Genomic DNA, 15829 nt, shown 5'->3' with positions numbered 1-15829 from the left:
CTGCAAGCGGATCCGGGCACCACGGACCGGGAACACGATCCGGGCGCCACGGACCAGGAACACACGGAGGCCGGCGTGGCCGAGCGCGGCAGTCACCGGGCGGCGCCCGAGCACACCCACCCCGACGAGGTCCCCGTGCTCACCGCCCTCGCGGCCCTCGCCGATCCGGTGCGCCTTCAGATCGTCAGGGAGCTGGCGGGGTCCACGGAGTGGAGCCGCGCCTGCGGGAGCTTCGACGTGCCCGTCGGCAAGGCGGCGCTCAGCCACCACTTCACCGTGCTGCGCGGCGCGGGCCTGGTCGAGCAGCGCGACGAGGGCCCAAGGAGGGTCAACCGGCTGCGCCGGAGCGAGTTCGAGGCCCGCTTCCCCGGGCTCCTCGGCCTCGTCCTGCGCCCGGACCAGCCGCGCTAGCGGCCGCCGTTGCGTCGGGCGCTCGCGGCGTCAGGACTCCTCGTCGGACCTGCTCTGCTCCTCGCGCCGCCTCAGTTCCTCCTCGCGGCGGCGCAGGTCCGCCTCCCAGTCCTTCAGCAGGGCCTCGTCCTTGCGGTTCTCGGCCTTGAGGGACTTCAGGAACTCGGGGTTGTCGTCGGGCGCGACGAACGTCGTCCGGTGGCTGCGGTGCCACTCGGAGGGGGTGGAACCGCCGGCGGGGCCACGGCGGGCGCGGCCCGCGACCAGCCAGGCGACCGGACCGACCAGCACCTCGCCGAAGAGCAGGATGACGATGACCCAGATGACCTTCGGCAGGCCCCTGACCTCCTCCTCCGGCGTGTTGAGGCAGTCGATGAAGGCGTAGATCCACAGCGCCAGGACCAGCAGGAAGGGCAGATACCTGAGCATGGCCGAACGATCCCCCAGTGTGCGACGGCGGGGCGGCACGGGCCCCCCGGTGACGGGCACAGATTAGCGGGTGGCCGATACTTGGACACATGGCTTACGACGATCTTCGCTCCCTGCTCAGGGCGCTGGAGCGCGAGGGAGACCTCAAGCGCATCAAGGCAGAGGTGGATCCGTACCTGGAGGTCGGGGAGATCGTCGACCGGGTGCAGAAGGCCGGCGGGCCCGCGCTCCTCTTCGAGAACGTGAAGGGCTCCGCCATGCCCCTCGCGATGAACGTGTTCGGCACCGACCGGCGCCTGCTGAAGGCCCTCGGGCTGAAGTCGTACGCCGAGATCTCCGAGAAGATCGGCGGACTGCTCAGGCCCGAGCTGCCGCACGGCTTCGTCGGCGTGCGCGAGGCCTTCGGCAAGCTCGGCGCGATGGCGCACGTCCCGCCGAAGAAGGTCAAGGACGCGCCGGTGCAGGAGGTCGTGCTGCGGGGCGAGGACGTCGACCTCGACGCGCTGCCCGCCCTGTTCACCTGGCCCGACGACGGCGGCTCCTTCTTCAACCTGGGCCTCACCCACACCAAGGACCCCGAGTCCGGCGTCCGCAACCTCGGCCTCTACCGGCTCCAGCGCCACGACAAGCGCACCATCGGCATGCACTGGCAGATCCACAAGGACAGCCGGAACCACTACCAGGTCGCGGCGCGCAAGGGCGAGCGGCTTCCGGTGGCGATCGCCTTCGGCTGCCCGCCCGCCGTCACCTACGCCTCCACCGCCCCGCTGCCCGGCGACATCGACGAGTACCTCTTCGCCGGGTTCCTCCAGGGCAAGCGGATCGAGATGGTCGACTGCAAGACGGTCCCGCTCCAGGTGCCCGCCAACGCCGAGGTCGTGCTGGAGGGCTGGCTGGAGCCGGGCGAGATGCTGCCCGAGGGGCCGTTCGGCGACCACACCGGTTTCTACACCCCGCAGGAGCCGTTCCCGGCCCTGACCATCGACTGCGTCACGATGCGCAGGCGTCCGCTCCTCCAGTCCATCGTGGTGGGCCGGCCCCCCACGGAGGACGGTCCCCTCGGCCGGGCGACGGAGCGGTTCTTCCTCCCCCTGCTGAAGATCATCGTGCCGGACATCGTGGACTACCACCTGCCCGAGGCGGGCGGTTTCCACAACTGTGCGATCGTCGCGATCGACAAGAAGTACCCCAAGCACGCCCAGAAGGTGATGCACGCCGTCTGGGGCGCCCACATGATGTCCCTGACGAAACTCATCGTGGTCGTCGACGCGGACTGCGACGTCCACGATCTGCACGAGGTCGCCTGGCGCGCCCTCGGCAACACGGACTACGCCCGTGACCTCACCGTCGTCGAAGGCCCGGTCGACCATCTCGACCACGCCTCCTACCAGCAGTTCTGGGGCGGCAAGGCGGGCATCGACGCGACGAGGAAGTGGCCCGAGGAGGGCTACACCCGGGACGGCGGCTGGCCCGAGATGGTGCTGTCCGACCCGGAGACGGCGGCGACGGTCGACCGCCGCTGGAAGGAGTACGGGCTGTGAGTTCAGCTTCCGCGGCGCTTCCGCAGCCGGGCCGCACCAAGGCCTTCCTGCGGCTCGTCATGATCGAGCACTCGGTGTTCGCGCTGCCCTTCGCCTACATCGCGGCGCTGACCGCGATGTTCGAGGTCGACAAGAACATCCACTGGGGCAAACTGCTCCTGGTCACCGTCGCGATGGTGGGCCTGCGCACCTTCGCCATGGCGGCGAACCGGATCATCGACCGCGAGATCGACGCCCGCAACCCCCGTACGGCCCAGCGCGAACTGGTCACCGGCGCGATGAGCGTGAAGCACGCCTGGACCGGCGCGCTCGTCGCCCTCGTCGTCTTCCTCGCCGCCGCGGCCCTGCTCAACCCGCTGTGCCTGGCACTCGCGCCCATCGCGGTCATCCCGATGGTCGTCTACCCCTACGGCAAGCGGTTCACGAACTTCCCGCAGGCCATCCTCGGTCTCGCCCAGGCGATGGGCCCGATCGGCGCCTGGATCGCCGTCACCGGCACCTGGTCCTGGGACGCGGTCGTCCTCGGGCTCGCGGTCGGCGTCTGGATCGGCGGCTTCGACCTGATCTACGCCTGCCAGGACGTCGAGACCGACCGCGAGATCGGGGTGATGTCGGTGCCGGCCCGGTTCGGCATCCCGGCCGCCATCCGCGGCGCGCGGGGCTGCCACGCCGTGACCACGGCACTCTTCGTCTGGTACGGAGCGGCCACCGGCGCGGGCGCCTTCTTCTGGCTCGGCCTGGTGATCGTCGCCGGCGCGTTCCTCTACGAGCACTCCATCGTGAAGCCCCACGACCTGAGCCGGCTGAACCGGGCGTTCTTCCAGGTCAACGGCTTCATCGGGATCGCCCTCTTCGTGTGCGCCCTGCTCGACCTGCTGGTGCGCGGGCTCACGGTCTGAACATGGCCGGTGGCCGGATAGGCTCGACATCATGAAGCCAGGACAGACGCAGCGCCGGCCTTGGATCGTGGGGGTGTCCGGCGCGTCCGGTACGCCGTACGCGGCCGCGGTGCTGCGTTCGCTGCTGGAAGCGGGGGAGAGCGTCGACCTGGTCGTCAGCCGGGCCTCACGGCTCACGCTGCTCGACGAGACCGGCCTCCCGTTCCGCGACGCCCACTGGCGGGACGACCTGCGCGCCTGGCTGGAGCGGGGCGCCGACGGCAAGCCCGGCACCTTCGACGTCCCCGGGGAACACCTCGACGGGGTACGGCACTGGAGCGCCGGTGACCTGGCGGCGGGACCCTCGTCGGGCTCGTACCCGGCCAAGGGCATGATCATCGTGCCCGCCTCCACCGCCTGCGTGGCCGGAGTCGCCCTGGGCCTGTCCAAGGACCTGCTCCAGCGGGCCGCGAGCGTCACCCTCAAGGAGGGACGGACGCTGGTCGTCGCCGTACGGGAGACCCCGCTGAACGGGCAGACGCTGCGTCACCTGGTCTCCCTGGACGACGCGGGCGCCACCGTCCTGCCCGCGTCGCCGGCGTTCTACGCGGGGGCCACGCACATCCAGGACCTGGTGGACTTCGTCGCCGGGCGGGCCCTCGACGCGGCGGGTGTCGAACACGGCCTGTACCGCCGGTGGAAGGGCGAACTCGGGAGCGGTTCCCGGGACGCCACCCCCTAGACTCGCAAGATTCTCAGGACGTCTCAGAACTTTTTCAGCGGAAGGCTTCGATCGCATGGACGCGGTGGACAGGCAGCTCATCCAGGCCCTGAGAGAGAACGGCCGGGCCTCCTACGCGGAGCTGGGGCGCCTCGTCGGTCTGTCGGGACCCAGTGTCACCGACCGCATCAACCGGCTGGAGGCGGCCGGCGTCATCACCGGGTACCGCGCGACGGTCGACTCGGCCTCGCTCGGTCTCGGCGTCACCGCCCTGATCGGCATCTCGCTGTCCGACGCGGCCGACCACGAGGACGTGGCCCGGCGCCTGCGCGACCTCAGCGAGATCGAGGACTGCTGGTTCATCGCGGGCGACGACTCGTTCATGCTCAAGGTGCGTTCCAGCGACGTCGACGGACTGGAGAAGACCATCCGGCGCCTGTCCGGGACCAAGGGAGTCTCCCGTACCCGCACCACGATCGTGCTCTCCACCAAGTGGGAGAACCGGGTCGGAGAGCTGCCCGAGGAGGAGTAGACACACCCCCCGGGGCGAAAGGCCCAGGTGGGGGCCTTTCGCCGGAATGGCGGGGAGTACGGTTGGCAGCGTTCGTCACAGGGAGAGGTAATCGCATGGATGTCGGGCTCAAGCGCGAGCTGGAGGACAAGGTCCGGGCCGGTGAGCGGCTCAGCCGCGAGGACGGCATCGCGCTGTACGAGTCGGACGACCTGGCCTGGCTGGGTGGACTCGCCCACGAGGTGCGCACGCGGAAGAACGGCGACGTCGTCCACTTCAACGTCAACCGCCACCTCAACATGACGAACGTGTGCACCGCGTCCTGCGCGTACTGCTCGTTCCAGCGCAAGCCGGGCGAGAAGGACGCGTACACGATGCGCATCGAGGAGGCCGTCCGTCTCGCCAAGGCGATGGAGGGCGAGAACCTCACCGAGCTGCACATCGTCAACGGCCTGCACCCGAGCCTGCCCTGGCGCTACTACCCGCGCTCCCTCAGCGAGCTGAAGAAGGCCCTGCCGGACGTCTCGCTGAAGGCGTTCACCGCGACCGAGATCCACCACTTCGAGACCATCTCGGGGCTGTCGGCCTCGGAGATCCTCGACGAGCTGATCGAGGCCGGTCTGGAGTCGCTGACCGGCGGCGGCGCGGAGATCTTCGACTGGGAGGTCCGCCAGCACATCGTCGACCACCGCACCCACTGGGAGGACTGGTCGCGCATCCACCGCCTCGCGCACGAGAAGGGTCTCAAGACCCCGTGCACGATGCTGTACGGGCACATCGAGGAGCCCCGGCACCGGGTCGACCACGTGCTGCGGCTGCGTGAGCTCCAGGACGAGACCGGCGGCTTCCAGGTCTTCATCCCGCTGCGCTACCAGCACGACTTCGTGGACATGAAGGACGGCAAGGTCAGGAACCGGCTCCAGGCCCGCACCCAGATGGCGACCGGCGCCGAGGCGCTGAAGACCTTCGCGGTCTCCCGGCTGCTCTTCGACAACGTCCCGCACGTCAAGGTCTTCTGGGTCATGCACGGCGTCCAGACCGCCCAGCTCGCGCTCCAGCACGGCGCGGACGACATGGACGGCTCGGTCGTCGAGTACAAGATCACGCACGACGCGGACAACTACGGCACGCCGAACAAGCTCACCCGCGAGGACCTGCTGGACCTCATCCGGGACGCGGGCTTCCGTCCGGTGGAGCGCAACACGCGCTACGAGATCATCCGCGAGTACGACGGACCGGACGCGGCGCGCCGCGAGACCCCCCAGGCCATGCGGGTCTGACGTGTCACTGGTCTTCGAGCTGGACCCGGCGGTCACCCCCGAGCTGAGGGACGGTGTCGTCGGTCTGTGGGTGGACGTCTCCAACGCGGGCGGCTCCGTCGGCTTCGTGCCGCCGGTGGCCGCCGGCGACGTACGCCCCGAACTCGTGAAGCACCTCGTCGCGATGGCGGAGGGCCGCACTCGGCTGCTGGTCGGCCGGGACGAGGAGGGCCGGGTCGCCGCGACCGCCTTCATCACCCACAACACCCACCGGCTGATGCGGCACTGGGTCTGGCTGTACACGGTGATGGTGCACCCGCGGCACCAGGGCAAGGGGTACGGCCGTGACCTGCTGGCCGCCGCCGAGGACGCGGCGGGCGGCATCGACGGCGTCGACGCGATCCGGCTGACCTGCCGGGGCGGCGAGGGCCTCGAACGCTTCTACGCCTCCTGCGGCTACAAGGAGGTCGGGCGGGTGCCGGGCGCGATCCGCGTCGCGCCCGGCGACGAGCGGGACGACATCACGCTGCTGCTGACCCTCCCCGTCCGCGGCTGAGGACCCGCTGCAAGATCGCCGTCCGGGCGTGCTTCACTGGACGGAGTTCTTTGGGACCGTTCGAAACGGAAGAGTGGATTGAGATGTTCCGCTACACACTGATGCGCCTCGGTATCTTCGTGGGCTGCCTCGTGGTCGTCTGGGGCCTCGTCTACTCGGGCATCGCCCCGCGCGGCCTCGGCGACTCCAACTACATGTGGGTCGTCCTGCTGGCCCTGGTGATCTCCGCGCCGATCAGCTTCGTCGTCCTGCGCGGCGCGCGCGACCGTGCCTCGGAGGAGGTCGTCGCCCGCGTCGACCGCGCCCGGGCGAACCTGGAGCGCAACCGCAACCAGGAGGACGCCGCCGTGGACGAGGCGTCCCGGGGCGCGGCGAACCAGGCCTCCTGAAACCGCTGTGCGTCCGGCCGCGGGGCGGCCCCTCGTAGGCTTGGCGCATGGGTGCTGTGAAGAACAAGCGGATGCCGCGTGCGGTGCGCGAACAGCAGATGCTGGACGCGGCGGTACGGACCTTCGGGCAGCGTGGGTACCGGGCCGCGTCGATGGACGAGATCGCCGAACTGGCGGGCGTGTCCAAGCCGTTGGTGTACCTGTACCTGAACTCGAAGGAAGACCTGTTCACCGCGTGCATCCGGCGTGAGGCCGCCGCGCTCACCGCTGCGGTCCGCGCGGGCGTCCGCCCCGAACTGCCCGCCGACCGGCAACTCTGGGAAGGGCTGCGGGCGTTCTTCACCCACACCGCGGAGAACCCCGACGGCTGGTCGGTCCTGCACCTCCAGGCCCGTACCCACGGCGAGCCCTTCGCCGCCGAGGTCTTCGCGATGCGCGAGGAACTGGTCCGGTTCGTCACCCAGTTGATCGTCGTCGCCGCGCGCGAGGCGCACCGCGACCCGTCGCTGCCCGCCCGGGAGGTCGCCGGGCTCGCGGAGGCGCTGGTCGGCGCCGCCGAGTCGATGGCCGCGTGGGCCAACGCCACCCCGGGCGTCTCGGCCCGGCAGGCCGCCGCCACCCTGATGAACTTCGCCTGGGCGGGACTCGGCACCCTCATGCAGGGGCGGCCGTGGACCCCGCCGCCCCCGGCGATCCCGGCGCGGACCGTCCCGGAGGCCCGCCACCCCGGGCAGGACGAGGCCTGACACCCGGGGCCGGCGGCGGGTCAGTTCCGGCCCCAGCGGCGCAGGGCGGGGGCGACCTTCTCCCGGCCCACGCGGTAGAGGGACCGGGCGCCGCTGCGTGCCGCCCGGCGGACCACCGTCCGCAGCGGGCCCGTGCCGTCGCCCGGCAGCGGCGCGAGCGGTCCGCCCTTCTCGTCGAGGCCGTTGCGCTCCAGGATGCCGGTCAGGTACGCCCCCGCCCGCTGCGGTGAGTAGTAGGGCCGCAGCGCGGGCAGCGGTCCGGCGGCCGTCAGCGCGGCGATCCGGGCGCGGGCGGCGGCGTACGGATCGCTCTTGCCGACGCCCTGCCGTGCCGCCCAGACGGGATCGACGCGGGGTGCCGCGCCGGCGTCCAGGTCGTCCCAGGAGGCCAGACAGCCCGAGTGGACGAAGTAGTGGTTGCCGTGCGCCTCGCGGACCCCGAAGTCGGTGAGGATCGCGGTCGGGATGCCGCGGTGCATCGACTCCAGCGCGGCCGTCGAGCTCACCGTCACCAACAGGTCGGTGCGGTCGAGGACTTCGCCCATGTTGCCGTAGACGAGCCGCAGGTTGGCCGGGGCCGGCTCGGCCAGCTTCTCGACGAGCAACTGGTACGGGTCGGCCTCGACGTGGGTGGTGTGCTCGCCCGGGAGGCTGCGCAGCTTCATCAGCACCAGCCGCTCGGGATGCCGTCGCGCGTGGGCCGCCGCCCGCTCCAGCAGTCCCAGCCGGGCCTCCCGGCCCTTGGGGACCGACGGCTGCACGGCGAAGGTGAGCGTGAACGGCCTTTCCGCGGACCGCGCGTAGGGCTCGCCGCCGAGGAAGGGCAGCGCGCACTCCACCACCGTGTCGGGGTCGACGCCGACGCTCGTGAAGGCGGCGCGGAAACGGTCGGCGTCGTAGGCGCTGTTGGCGAGGACGAGGTCGGTGCCGGCCCGGGTCATCAGCCCGTCGACCATCTTCTCGTACACGACCCCGACATAGCCGGTGACCGTGACCGGCCGCCGCTCCCGCCCCTCCCACGCGATCCCCAGGCCGTGGGTGAGCGCCAGGGTCGTACCGCCGACCGTGGCCAGGACCACCACGTCGGCGGCGGCGAGTTCCGCGTCGTCGACCAGCTCCGCCACCGTGACCTCGCGCCGGGTGTCCGGCACGATCCCGATCTCCGTCAGCTGGCGCTCCGTCGGGGTCGCGCGGGTGCGCAGGAAGAGGGCGTCGAGGGCGTGCCCGGGCGCGATGCGCCGGGCGACGGACGCGCCCCACTTCCAGCGGGTGTCGGAGTCGGCGATGACGGCGATACGTCTGGGCGGCATGGTTCGGTTGCCTTTCCTGGCGGCGGCCGGGGGAGTGGACCGAGGCTAGGAACGGTGTCTGAGGGTGGGATGAGCGGCTGCTTGAAGGCACCTTGGTGCGCTGGGTGCGAACTGTGAGAGCTTTCTCGACGGGCCCTTACCATCTGCGAGTTGACGGCTCCGGTGGTGCGTTCCGAGGGCTTCTTGCCGTCCGGTGTTCGCCGGAAGTTCACGCGCTCAGCGCGGGCAGCGGCCGTACCTCCCCGGCCAGATGGACCCGTCCGCCCGACCGGAGCTCGAAGAACGGGCCCCGGGCGGCGTACGTGACCGTCCCGGGCAGCGGTACCGGCGCCCTGAACTCGGCCCGTATCCGCACCGATTGAGGCGGTCCGTACTCGGCGAGGGCGCGGGCGACCGTCCACATGCCGTGCGCGATGGCACCCGGGAAGCCGAACGGGCGGGCGGCCAGGGGGTGCAGATGGATGGGGTTGCGGTCGCCCGAGACGGCGCCGTAGCGACGGCCGACGTCCGGCGCTAGGCGCCACTCGGCGAGCGCGGGCGGCGGTCCGGGCCTCGCCGCGGGGTGCGCGGGGGCGTCCGGCAGGTGCCCGGGGGCGTCCGGCGAGGGTCCGGGGGTCCCGTCCGTGGCCCCGTGGTCCCGGTCCGCCTTCCGGGGCCTGTGCCGGGCGAGGTAGGTGCTGCGCGACTCCCATACGAGCCTGCCGCCGGCCCGTGCCTCGGTCAGCACCGTCGCCTCCGTCCCCCTTCGGTGCGGTGCCAGCCTCTCCACCAGCACCCCGAGTTCGTACTCCGCCGTCGCGCCGCACTCCTGGTACCGGGTGATCTCGACCGAGGTGTGCACCAGCCCGGGCAGCGGCAGCGGGAACGCGCGCCCGGCCATGATCCGCATCGCCAGCGGGAAGGCGAGCACCTGCGGATAGGTGACCGGGAGGGAGTCCGCGCCGGTCGGGAACCCGCACACCCTCTCGTACGCGGCGAGGCGGGCGAGGTCGATCCGCACACCGGGCAGGAGGAGCCGGGTGGCCGGCACGGGGGCGTCCGGGCGGGGGCGCTTGAACGGGGAGAGCAGGGTGCCGCGGGCCAGCAGCGGGGCGAGCGAGGGGGGAGAGGCCAGGGTGAGGGTGCGCGGCGCGGGCTCGGGGCGGACGGGCGGCTGAGTGCGCATCGGGGTCTCCGGACGGACGGGGGATTGGCCGGCTTCTGTGCGGGCATCTCTTTACTCTGGAGTAAGTTACCGTGGGTAAGGCTACGTCAGGGGGAGGGCGGGGTCGAGATGGAGTACGGCTGAGTTCCAGGCGCGGGAGCGAGGTGCCGGGGGGGCGGGGGCTGCGAGCCGCGCGCGGGGGCGCGGGTGTCGGGTGCGCGCGACGGTTCGGCGTGCGCGGAGCCCCGGGTGCGCCGATGACCGGCGTTCCGTCGGTGAGGGTGCCGGGGCGGCTCGACGCGCGGCCGGCGCCACGGGTCGCCGGGCGGAGGAGCGCACAGCTACCCCGGGTAACTCCCACTCCGCCTGCGGCAAAGCGTCACAAACCCCACACTTCGGCGCCGTAGGATCCCCGTCTCACCGGGTTGCCGAGAGGCCTGAACCCCCCACCCTCCGGGGCCGTATCAGGATTCGCGCGCCCGCGCGCTCCTCCGAGCCCGAACACGCTTTGCACCCGCCCCGGCCTCCGGCCGACAAGGAGCCGCCCCGTGTCCAGCCCGTACCCGCCCGACTCCGCCCCCTTCCTTCCGGAGCCCGAGATCAAGCGGCTGGACGGAGTCGTGCGCGAGGTCGCGGTGCCGCCGATCGCCGGGCAGGTGACACACGGGTCCCTGGCGGACATCCCCTTCGACAACGCGGCCGCCGCCCCCCAGGACGCCGTCCTCAGCCGCCGGACGCCGGACGGCGAGGGCTGGCGGGACGTGAGCGCGGCCGAGTTCGCCGACGAGGTCCTGGCGGTGGCCAAGGGGCTGATCGCGGAGGGGTTCGTGCCGGGCGACCGGATCGCCATCATGGCCCGGACGACGTACGAATGGACGCTCCTCGACTTCGCCGCCTGGGCCGCGGGCCTGGTCACCGTGCCCGTCTACCCGACCTCCTCGAACTTCCAGACCCGCTGGATCCTCCAGGACTCGGGGGCCGTCGCCCTCGCCGTGGAGACCGTGGGCCAGGCGGCGGCACTCGGCCCCGAACGCGATCACCTCCCCGACCTGCGGCACATGTGGATCTTCGAGAAGGGGCATCTGGAGCGCCTCGCGGAACTCGGCCGTGACGTCCCGGACCAGGAGGTGGCCGTACGGCGCGGGATGCTCGGCCCCGACACGCTCGCCACCCTCATCTACACCTCGGGCACCACCGGCCGCCCCAAGGGCTGCGTCCTGACCCACGGCAACTTCTTCGCCGAGGTCGACAACGCCGTCGAACTGCTCTACCCGATCTTCAAGGCCCGCCCCCAGGACCCCGCCTCCACCCTGCTCTTCCTCCCCCTCTCCCATGTCTTCGGCCGCATGGTGGCCGTGGCCTGTCTGCGCGCCCGCGTGAAACTCGGCCACGCGCCCAGCCTCAAGACCGACGAACTCCTCGCGGACCTGGCCTCGTTCAAGCCGACCTTCCTGCTCGCCATCCCCTACGTCCTGGAGAAGGTCTTCAACACCGGCCGCGCCACGGCCGAACGGATGGGCCGGGGTTCGTCGTTCGACCGGGCCGCCCGCATCGCGCAGAAGTACGGGGAGGCCGTCGAGGCCCGGCAGCACGGCGTCGGACCCGGTCCGAGCCGCTCCCTGCGCGCCGCCCGCGCCCTCTACGACCCCCTCGTCTACCGCCGTATCCGCAACGCCCTCGGCGGCAGGGTCCGGTACGCGATCTGCGGCGGCTCACCCCTCGGCCGCCGGCTCGCCGCCTTCTACGCGGGAGCCGGGATCGAGATCTTCGAGGGGTACGGGCTGACGGAGACCACGGCCGCCGCGACCGTCACCCCGCCGCAGAAGCCGCGCCTCGGCACGGTGGGCCGGCCGCTGCCGGGCACCCGGGTGCGGATCGCCGCCGACGGGGAGGTGCTGCTGTGCGGGGCGCAGGTCTTCCGCGGCTACTGGGACCCGCACGCGGGCGGTGTCGTCGACGCGGCCCCCGACGGCTGGTTCGCCACCGGTGACATCGGTGAACTGGACGACGGCGGCTACCTCGCCATCACCGGCCGCAAGAAGGAGATCCTGATCACCGCGGGCGGCAAGAACGTCGCCCCGGCACCCCTCCAGGACTTCCTCCGCTCCCACCCGCTGATCGCCCAGTGCATGGTGCTCGGCGACCGCCGCCCCTTCGTCTCCGCCCTGATCACCCTCGACCCCGAGGGCATCTCCCACTGGCGCCGGATGAACGGCAGGCACCCGGTCCCGCCCGAGCTGGTCATGGACGACCCGGATCTGCTGGCCATCCTCCAGCGCGCCGTCGACGAGGCCAACCGGCACGTCTCCCGCCCCGAGTCCATCCGCCGCTTCACCGTCCTGCCCGTCGACTTCACGGAGGAGGCCGGTCACCTCACCCCGTCCATGAAGCTGCGGCGCGCGGCGATCGAGAAGGACTTCGGCAGGGAGATAGAAGCCCTGTACGCCGTATAGCCCCGTCGTCCCTCTTCCCGCGGGGCGACGGGAAAAGGCAGGAGCCCCGCTGCCGGCTGGCGCGGGGCTCCTTGGGTACTGCTATCCGTTCCGGATCAAAGCATCGGGCTCATGGAGCCGAAGGCTTAGAGCGGGGTGACGTTCTCCGCCTGCGGGCCCTTCGGACCCTGCGTGACGTCGAAGGAAACCGACTGGTTCTCTTCGAGGGAGCGGAAACCGCTCGCGTTGATCGCGGAGTAGTGGACGAAGACGTCCGGGCCGCCGCCTTCCTGGGCAATGAAACCAAAGCCCTTTTCGGCGTTGAACCACTTCACGGTTCCGGTAGCCATAAGCCCTCCTTGGGCCCAAAGGGTTGCCCTGCTCCAGAACCTGCGATTGTGTAAACAACTGCATACGTCTGAAAACGACGAGAGCCCGCGGTCACATGCTCCGCAGGCTCTGTACTGCAAGGGAAACCAAACTGCAACTTGCGGCGAGCCTAGCACGCAGGCAGCCGAAAGCAATAGAGGCGAAGATCACGTCATCCGGACGGGTGGTCCGCCCCGGTCAGCGGCCTGACGTGCGTTGACTGCAAGGTGTCACGACGGTTGACACGCGCGGTCGGGATGGTTTCCACCAGCACACGCCGACCCTGAAGCCTGCACGCTATCGCATGGGGGCTAGCCTCGCGATGTGGACAATTCTCGCACCCGGCCGCGCGTCGGCCACATCCAGTTCCTGAACTGCCTGCCCCTGTACTGGGGGCTCGCGAGAACGGGCACGCTCCTCGACTTCGAGCTCACCAAGGACACCCCCGAGAAGCTCAGCGAGCAGCTGGTGCGAGGGGATCTCGACATCGGGCCCATCACGCTCGTCGAGTTCCTCAAGCACGCCGACGACCTGGTCGCGTTTCCCGACATCGCCGTGGGCTGCGACGGCCCCGTGATGTCCTGCGTGATCGTCTCCCAGGTCCCCCTCGACCAGCTGGACGGCGCCCGCGTCGCCCTCGGTTCGACCTCGCGCACCTCCGTGCGGCTCGCCCAGCTCCTGCTGGCCGAGAAGGTCGGGGTGACCCCCTCGTACTACACCTGCCCGCCCGATCTGAGCCTGATGATGCAGGAGGCCGACGCCGCCGTCCTCATCGGCGACGCGGCGCTGCGGGCCAATCTGCTCGACGGGCCGAAGTACGGGCTCCAGGTGCACGACCTCGGCGCGCTGTGGAAGGAGTGGACGGGACTGCCGTTCGTCTTCGCCGTGTGGGCCGCCCGGCGCGACTACCTGGAGCGCGAGCCGCTCGTCACCCGCAAGGTCCACCAGGCCTTCCTCTCCTCCCGTGACCTCTCCCTCGACGAGGTCTCCAAGGTCGCCGAACAGGCGGCCCGCTGGGAGGAGTTCGACGAGGCCGTCCTGGAGCAGTACTTCACCACGCTCGACTTCCGCTTCGGCGGCCCGCAGCTGGAGGCCGTACGGGAGTTCGCGCGCCGGGTCGGCTCCACCACCGGGTTCCCCGCGGACGTGAACGTGCGGCTCCTCCAGCCGTGAGGCGCCGGCCTCCCCGGTCCCGGTAGTTCCGGGGCCGGGGGCGCGAGTTCAGGGGCCGGGGGCGCGCAGCGCACTACGCTGCTGGGCAGTGTGTACGGGGGAGGGGGAACCGTGAGTGCCATGGAGCCGCTCGGAGCCGACGAACCCACGGCCGTGGGGCCCTACCGGCTGCTCGGCCGGCTGGGGTCCGGCGGCATGGGGCGCGTGTATCTGGGACGCAGCGCGGGCGGGCGTACGGTCGCGGTCAAGATCGTGCACCCGCACTTCGCGCTCGACGAGGAGTTCCGCGCCCGCTTCCGCCGCGAGGTCGAGGCCGCGCGGCGGGTGGGCGGCGCCTGGACGGCACCCGTCCTGGACGCGGACCCCGAGGCTCCGGTCCCCTGGGTCGCCACCGGCTACGCGGCCGGGCCCTCCCTGACGGCGGCGATCGCCGACGGCGGGCCGCTGCCCGTCCACTCCGCGCGGGTGCTCGGCGCCGGTCTGGCCGAGGCGCTCGTGGCGGTCCACGCGCTGGGCCTCGTCCACCGTGACGTCAAACCCTCCAACGTGCTGCTCACCCTCGACGGCCCGCTCCTGATCGACTTCGGCATCGCGCGGGCCACCGACGGCACCGCCTCGCTGACCTCGACCGGCGTCTCGGTCGGCTCCCCCGGCTACATGTCGCCCGAGCAGATCCTCGGCAAGGGCGTCACGGGAGCCGCGGACGTCTTCTCGCTCGGCGCCGTCCTCGCGTACGCGGCGACCGGCGAGCCGCCCTTCCCCGGCGACTCCTCGGCCTCGCTGCTCTACAAGGTGGTGCACGAGGAGCCCCGGCTCGACCACCTGGAAGGCGAGTTGCGCGAGCTGGTGGCGGCCTGTCTGGCCAAGCAGCCCGCGGCGCGGCCCGGTCCGGGAGAGGTGGCCGCCCGGCTGGCCCCGCAGGGCGCCGCCCGGCTGGTGTCGGCGGGCTGGCTGCCGGGCGCCCTGGTCGAGCGGGTGAGCCGAAGTGCCGTACAGCTGCTGAACCTTGAGGCCGCGGGTGTCCCGCAGGCCACGCCGTCCGGGCCGTTGGGGTTCAGCAGTCCTTCGGTCGAGGCGGGGCAGGGCGCGAGTGCGAGTGCCGGTGCGGACGCGAGTGCGGGCGGCAGCGGGGGCTTCGGGCCGCCTCCGCCGGGGTTCGGTCCGCCGCCCCCGATGCCCGCGTACGTACCGGGTCAGGGCGGGGGCCGTACCACCGGACCCCAGGACGCCGTTCACCGCGAGGAGGCCACGGGAGCCGGGACCGGGGCGTCCGGCCGGCCGGGCAAGGTCTCGGTCAGCGTGGCGGCGACCTCGGCGCCCGGGACGGGCGGACAGGGCCGCAGGATGAGCTGCACGGTCGCCCTGGCCGTCGCGGGAGCGCTGGCGGCGGTGACCGTGGGTTCCGCGTTCCTCTTCGACCTGCTGCCGGGCACCGGCAAGGACGACCACGGGAGCGTGGCGGGCGGACGGCCGTCGCCCACGGCGAGCGGGAGCCTGTCCGCCACCGGGCCGAGCGCGACCGCCGAGGACCCCGGCTCCACGGCGAGCGCCCCGGAGCCCGCTCCGACGGCGAGCGGGTCCGGCCGGGGGACGCCGCTGTCGTCGATCCCGGCGTCCTACCTCGGCACCTGGGAGGGCGACGGTCTCGGCCTCGGCGGAACGCTCCCGATGGGCACCTTCCGTGTCACCGTCCACCAGGCCGCCGTGGGACAGGAGTTGGGCACCTTCCGGCAGACCGACCAGATCGGCGGCATCTGCGACGACGTCCTCGTCCTGAAGAAGGTCACGAAGACCCTGCTGGTCGCCACGAGCGTGGCGTCGGAGTCCAACCGGGACGTCTGCACCAAGGGGCGGCACGAGGTCAGGCTGAGGCCCGTCGGCACCGATCTCACCTACGAGACGGACAACCCCGAGGCGGGGGATCCGGTGGCCCGCATGGCCAGGGTCGGCTGAGCGAGGG

Annotated in this window: 16 protein-coding genes; 12 read left to right on the top strand and 4 right to left on the bottom strand. The window is 71.7% G+C overall.

What is annotated here, in order from left to right:
* The first annotated feature begins 75 nt into the window (after positions 1-75).
* Positions 76-411, top strand: coding sequence for an ArsR/SmtB family transcription factor (locus ACFWI4_RS11470; protein ID WP_387193886.1), 336 nt, complete (start codon positions 76-78; stop codon positions 409-411).
* A 30-nt stretch (positions 412-441) separates the two neighbouring features.
* Here the strand turns inward: ACFWI4_RS11470 and ACFWI4_RS11465 are convergent, their stop codons facing one another.
* The gene (locus tag ACFWI4_RS11465; RefSeq protein WP_387193883.1) at positions 442-840 is read right to left on the bottom strand and encodes a PLD nuclease N-terminal domain-containing protein; all 399 of its coding nucleotides are present in this window, start codon (positions 838-840) and stop codon (positions 442-444) included.
* 89 nt (positions 841-929) lie between these two features.
* Between ACFWI4_RS11465 and ACFWI4_RS11460 the strand changes: the two genes are divergently transcribed.
* The 8 genes from ACFWI4_RS11460 (at position 930) to ACFWI4_RS11425 (ending at position 7441) form a co-directional block, all read left to right on the top strand.
* Positions 930-2381: a menaquinone biosynthesis decarboxylase gene (locus tag ACFWI4_RS11460; RefSeq protein ID WP_385401826.1), complete on the top strand. Its 1452-nt coding sequence runs from the start codon at positions 930-932 to the stop codon at positions 2379-2381.
* A complete protein-coding gene (mqnP, locus tag ACFWI4_RS11455) occupies positions 2378-3280 on the top strand; it encodes a menaquinone biosynthesis prenyltransferase MqnP (RefSeq protein ID WP_385401828.1) in 903 nt (300 codons plus the stop codon). Before ACFWI4_RS11460 ends, mqnP begins: the two co-directional genes overlap by 4 nt.
* Positions 3281-3311: 31 nt before the next feature.
* A complete protein-coding gene (locus ACFWI4_RS11450; RefSeq protein ID WP_385401830.1) occupies positions 3312-4001 on the top strand; it encodes a UbiX family flavin prenyltransferase in 690 nt (229 codons plus the stop codon).
* A gap of 55 nt (positions 4002-4056) precedes the next feature.
* The gene (locus ACFWI4_RS11445) at positions 4057-4512 is read left to right on the top strand and encodes an Lrp/AsnC family transcriptional regulator (RefSeq protein WP_266761447.1); all 456 of its coding nucleotides are present in this window, start codon (positions 4057-4059) and stop codon (positions 4510-4512) included.
* Positions 4513-4607: 95 nt separating this feature from the next.
* Complete coding sequence (gene mqnE, locus ACFWI4_RS11440) at positions 4608-5771, top strand: aminofutalosine synthase MqnE (RefSeq protein WP_382793727.1); 1164 nt, start codon at positions 4608-4610, stop codon at positions 5769-5771.
* A gap of 1 nt (position 5772) precedes the next feature.
* Positions 5773-6306, top strand: coding sequence for a GNAT family N-acetyltransferase (locus ACFWI4_RS11435; RefSeq protein ID WP_387193877.1), 534 nt, complete (start codon positions 5773-5775; stop codon positions 6304-6306).
* A gap of 83 nt (positions 6307-6389) precedes the next feature.
* Positions 6390-6695 carry a DUF4229 domain-containing protein gene (locus tag ACFWI4_RS11430; RefSeq protein ID WP_385401837.1) on the top strand — a complete coding sequence of 102 codons (306 nt, stop codon included), beginning with the start codon at positions 6390-6392 and terminating at the stop codon, positions 6693-6695.
* 47 nt (positions 6696-6742) lie between these two features.
* The gene (locus ACFWI4_RS11425) at positions 6743-7441 is read left to right on the top strand and encodes a TetR/AcrR family transcriptional regulator (RefSeq protein WP_387193874.1); all 699 of its coding nucleotides are present in this window, start codon (positions 6743-6745) and stop codon (positions 7439-7441) included.
* A 20-nt stretch (positions 7442-7461) separates the two neighbouring features.
* Here ACFWI4_RS11425 and ACFWI4_RS11420 read toward each other — a convergent pair whose 3' ends face one another.
* Together ACFWI4_RS11420 and ACFWI4_RS11415 are read right to left on the bottom strand one after the other, a co-directional pair.
* Positions 7462-8751, bottom strand: coding sequence for a DUF6716 putative glycosyltransferase (locus ACFWI4_RS11420; RefSeq protein WP_387193872.1), 1290 nt, complete (start codon positions 8749-8751; stop codon positions 7462-7464).
* A gap of 208 nt (positions 8752-8959) precedes the next feature.
* Positions 8960-9916 carry a MaoC family dehydratase gene (locus ACFWI4_RS11415; protein WP_387193869.1) on the bottom strand — a complete coding sequence of 319 codons (957 nt, stop codon included), beginning with the start codon at positions 9914-9916 and terminating at the stop codon, positions 8960-8962.
* 527 nt (positions 9917-10443) lie between these two features.
* Between ACFWI4_RS11415 and ACFWI4_RS11410 the strand changes: the two genes are divergently transcribed.
* Entirely contained in the window at positions 10444-12348 is a 1905-nt protein-coding gene (locus ACFWI4_RS11410; RefSeq protein WP_387193866.1) for an AMP-dependent synthetase/ligase, read from the top strand.
* 125 nt (positions 12349-12473) lie between these two features.
* Here the strand turns inward: ACFWI4_RS11410 and ACFWI4_RS11405 are convergent, their stop codons facing one another.
* The gene (locus ACFWI4_RS11405) at positions 12474-12677 is read right to left on the bottom strand and encodes a cold-shock protein (RefSeq protein WP_010986243.1); all 204 of its coding nucleotides are present in this window, start codon (positions 12675-12677) and stop codon (positions 12474-12476) included.
* A 343-nt stretch (positions 12678-13020) separates the two neighbouring features.
* Between ACFWI4_RS11405 and ACFWI4_RS11400 the strand changes: the two genes are divergently transcribed.
* Both ACFWI4_RS11400 and ACFWI4_RS11395 read left to right on the top strand, forming a co-directional pair.
* Positions 13021-13869: a menaquinone biosynthesis protein gene (locus ACFWI4_RS11400; protein ID WP_339130810.1), complete on the top strand. Its 849-nt coding sequence runs from the start codon at positions 13021-13023 to the stop codon at positions 13867-13869.
* 120 nt (positions 13870-13989) lie between these two features.
* Positions 13990-15822, top strand: a complete 1833-nt coding sequence (locus ACFWI4_RS11395) for a serine/threonine-protein kinase (RefSeq protein ID WP_387194023.1) — start codon at positions 13990-13992, stop codon at positions 15820-15822.
* Positions 15823-15829: the final 7 nt, after the last annotated feature.

This window comes from Streptomyces sp. NPDC127038 (genome assembly GCF_042725875.1).
Classification (GTDB): domain Bacteria; phylum Actinomycetota; class Actinomycetes; order Streptomycetales; family Streptomycetaceae; genus Streptomyces.
This window is presented reverse-complemented; position numbering and strand designations above follow the sequence as displayed.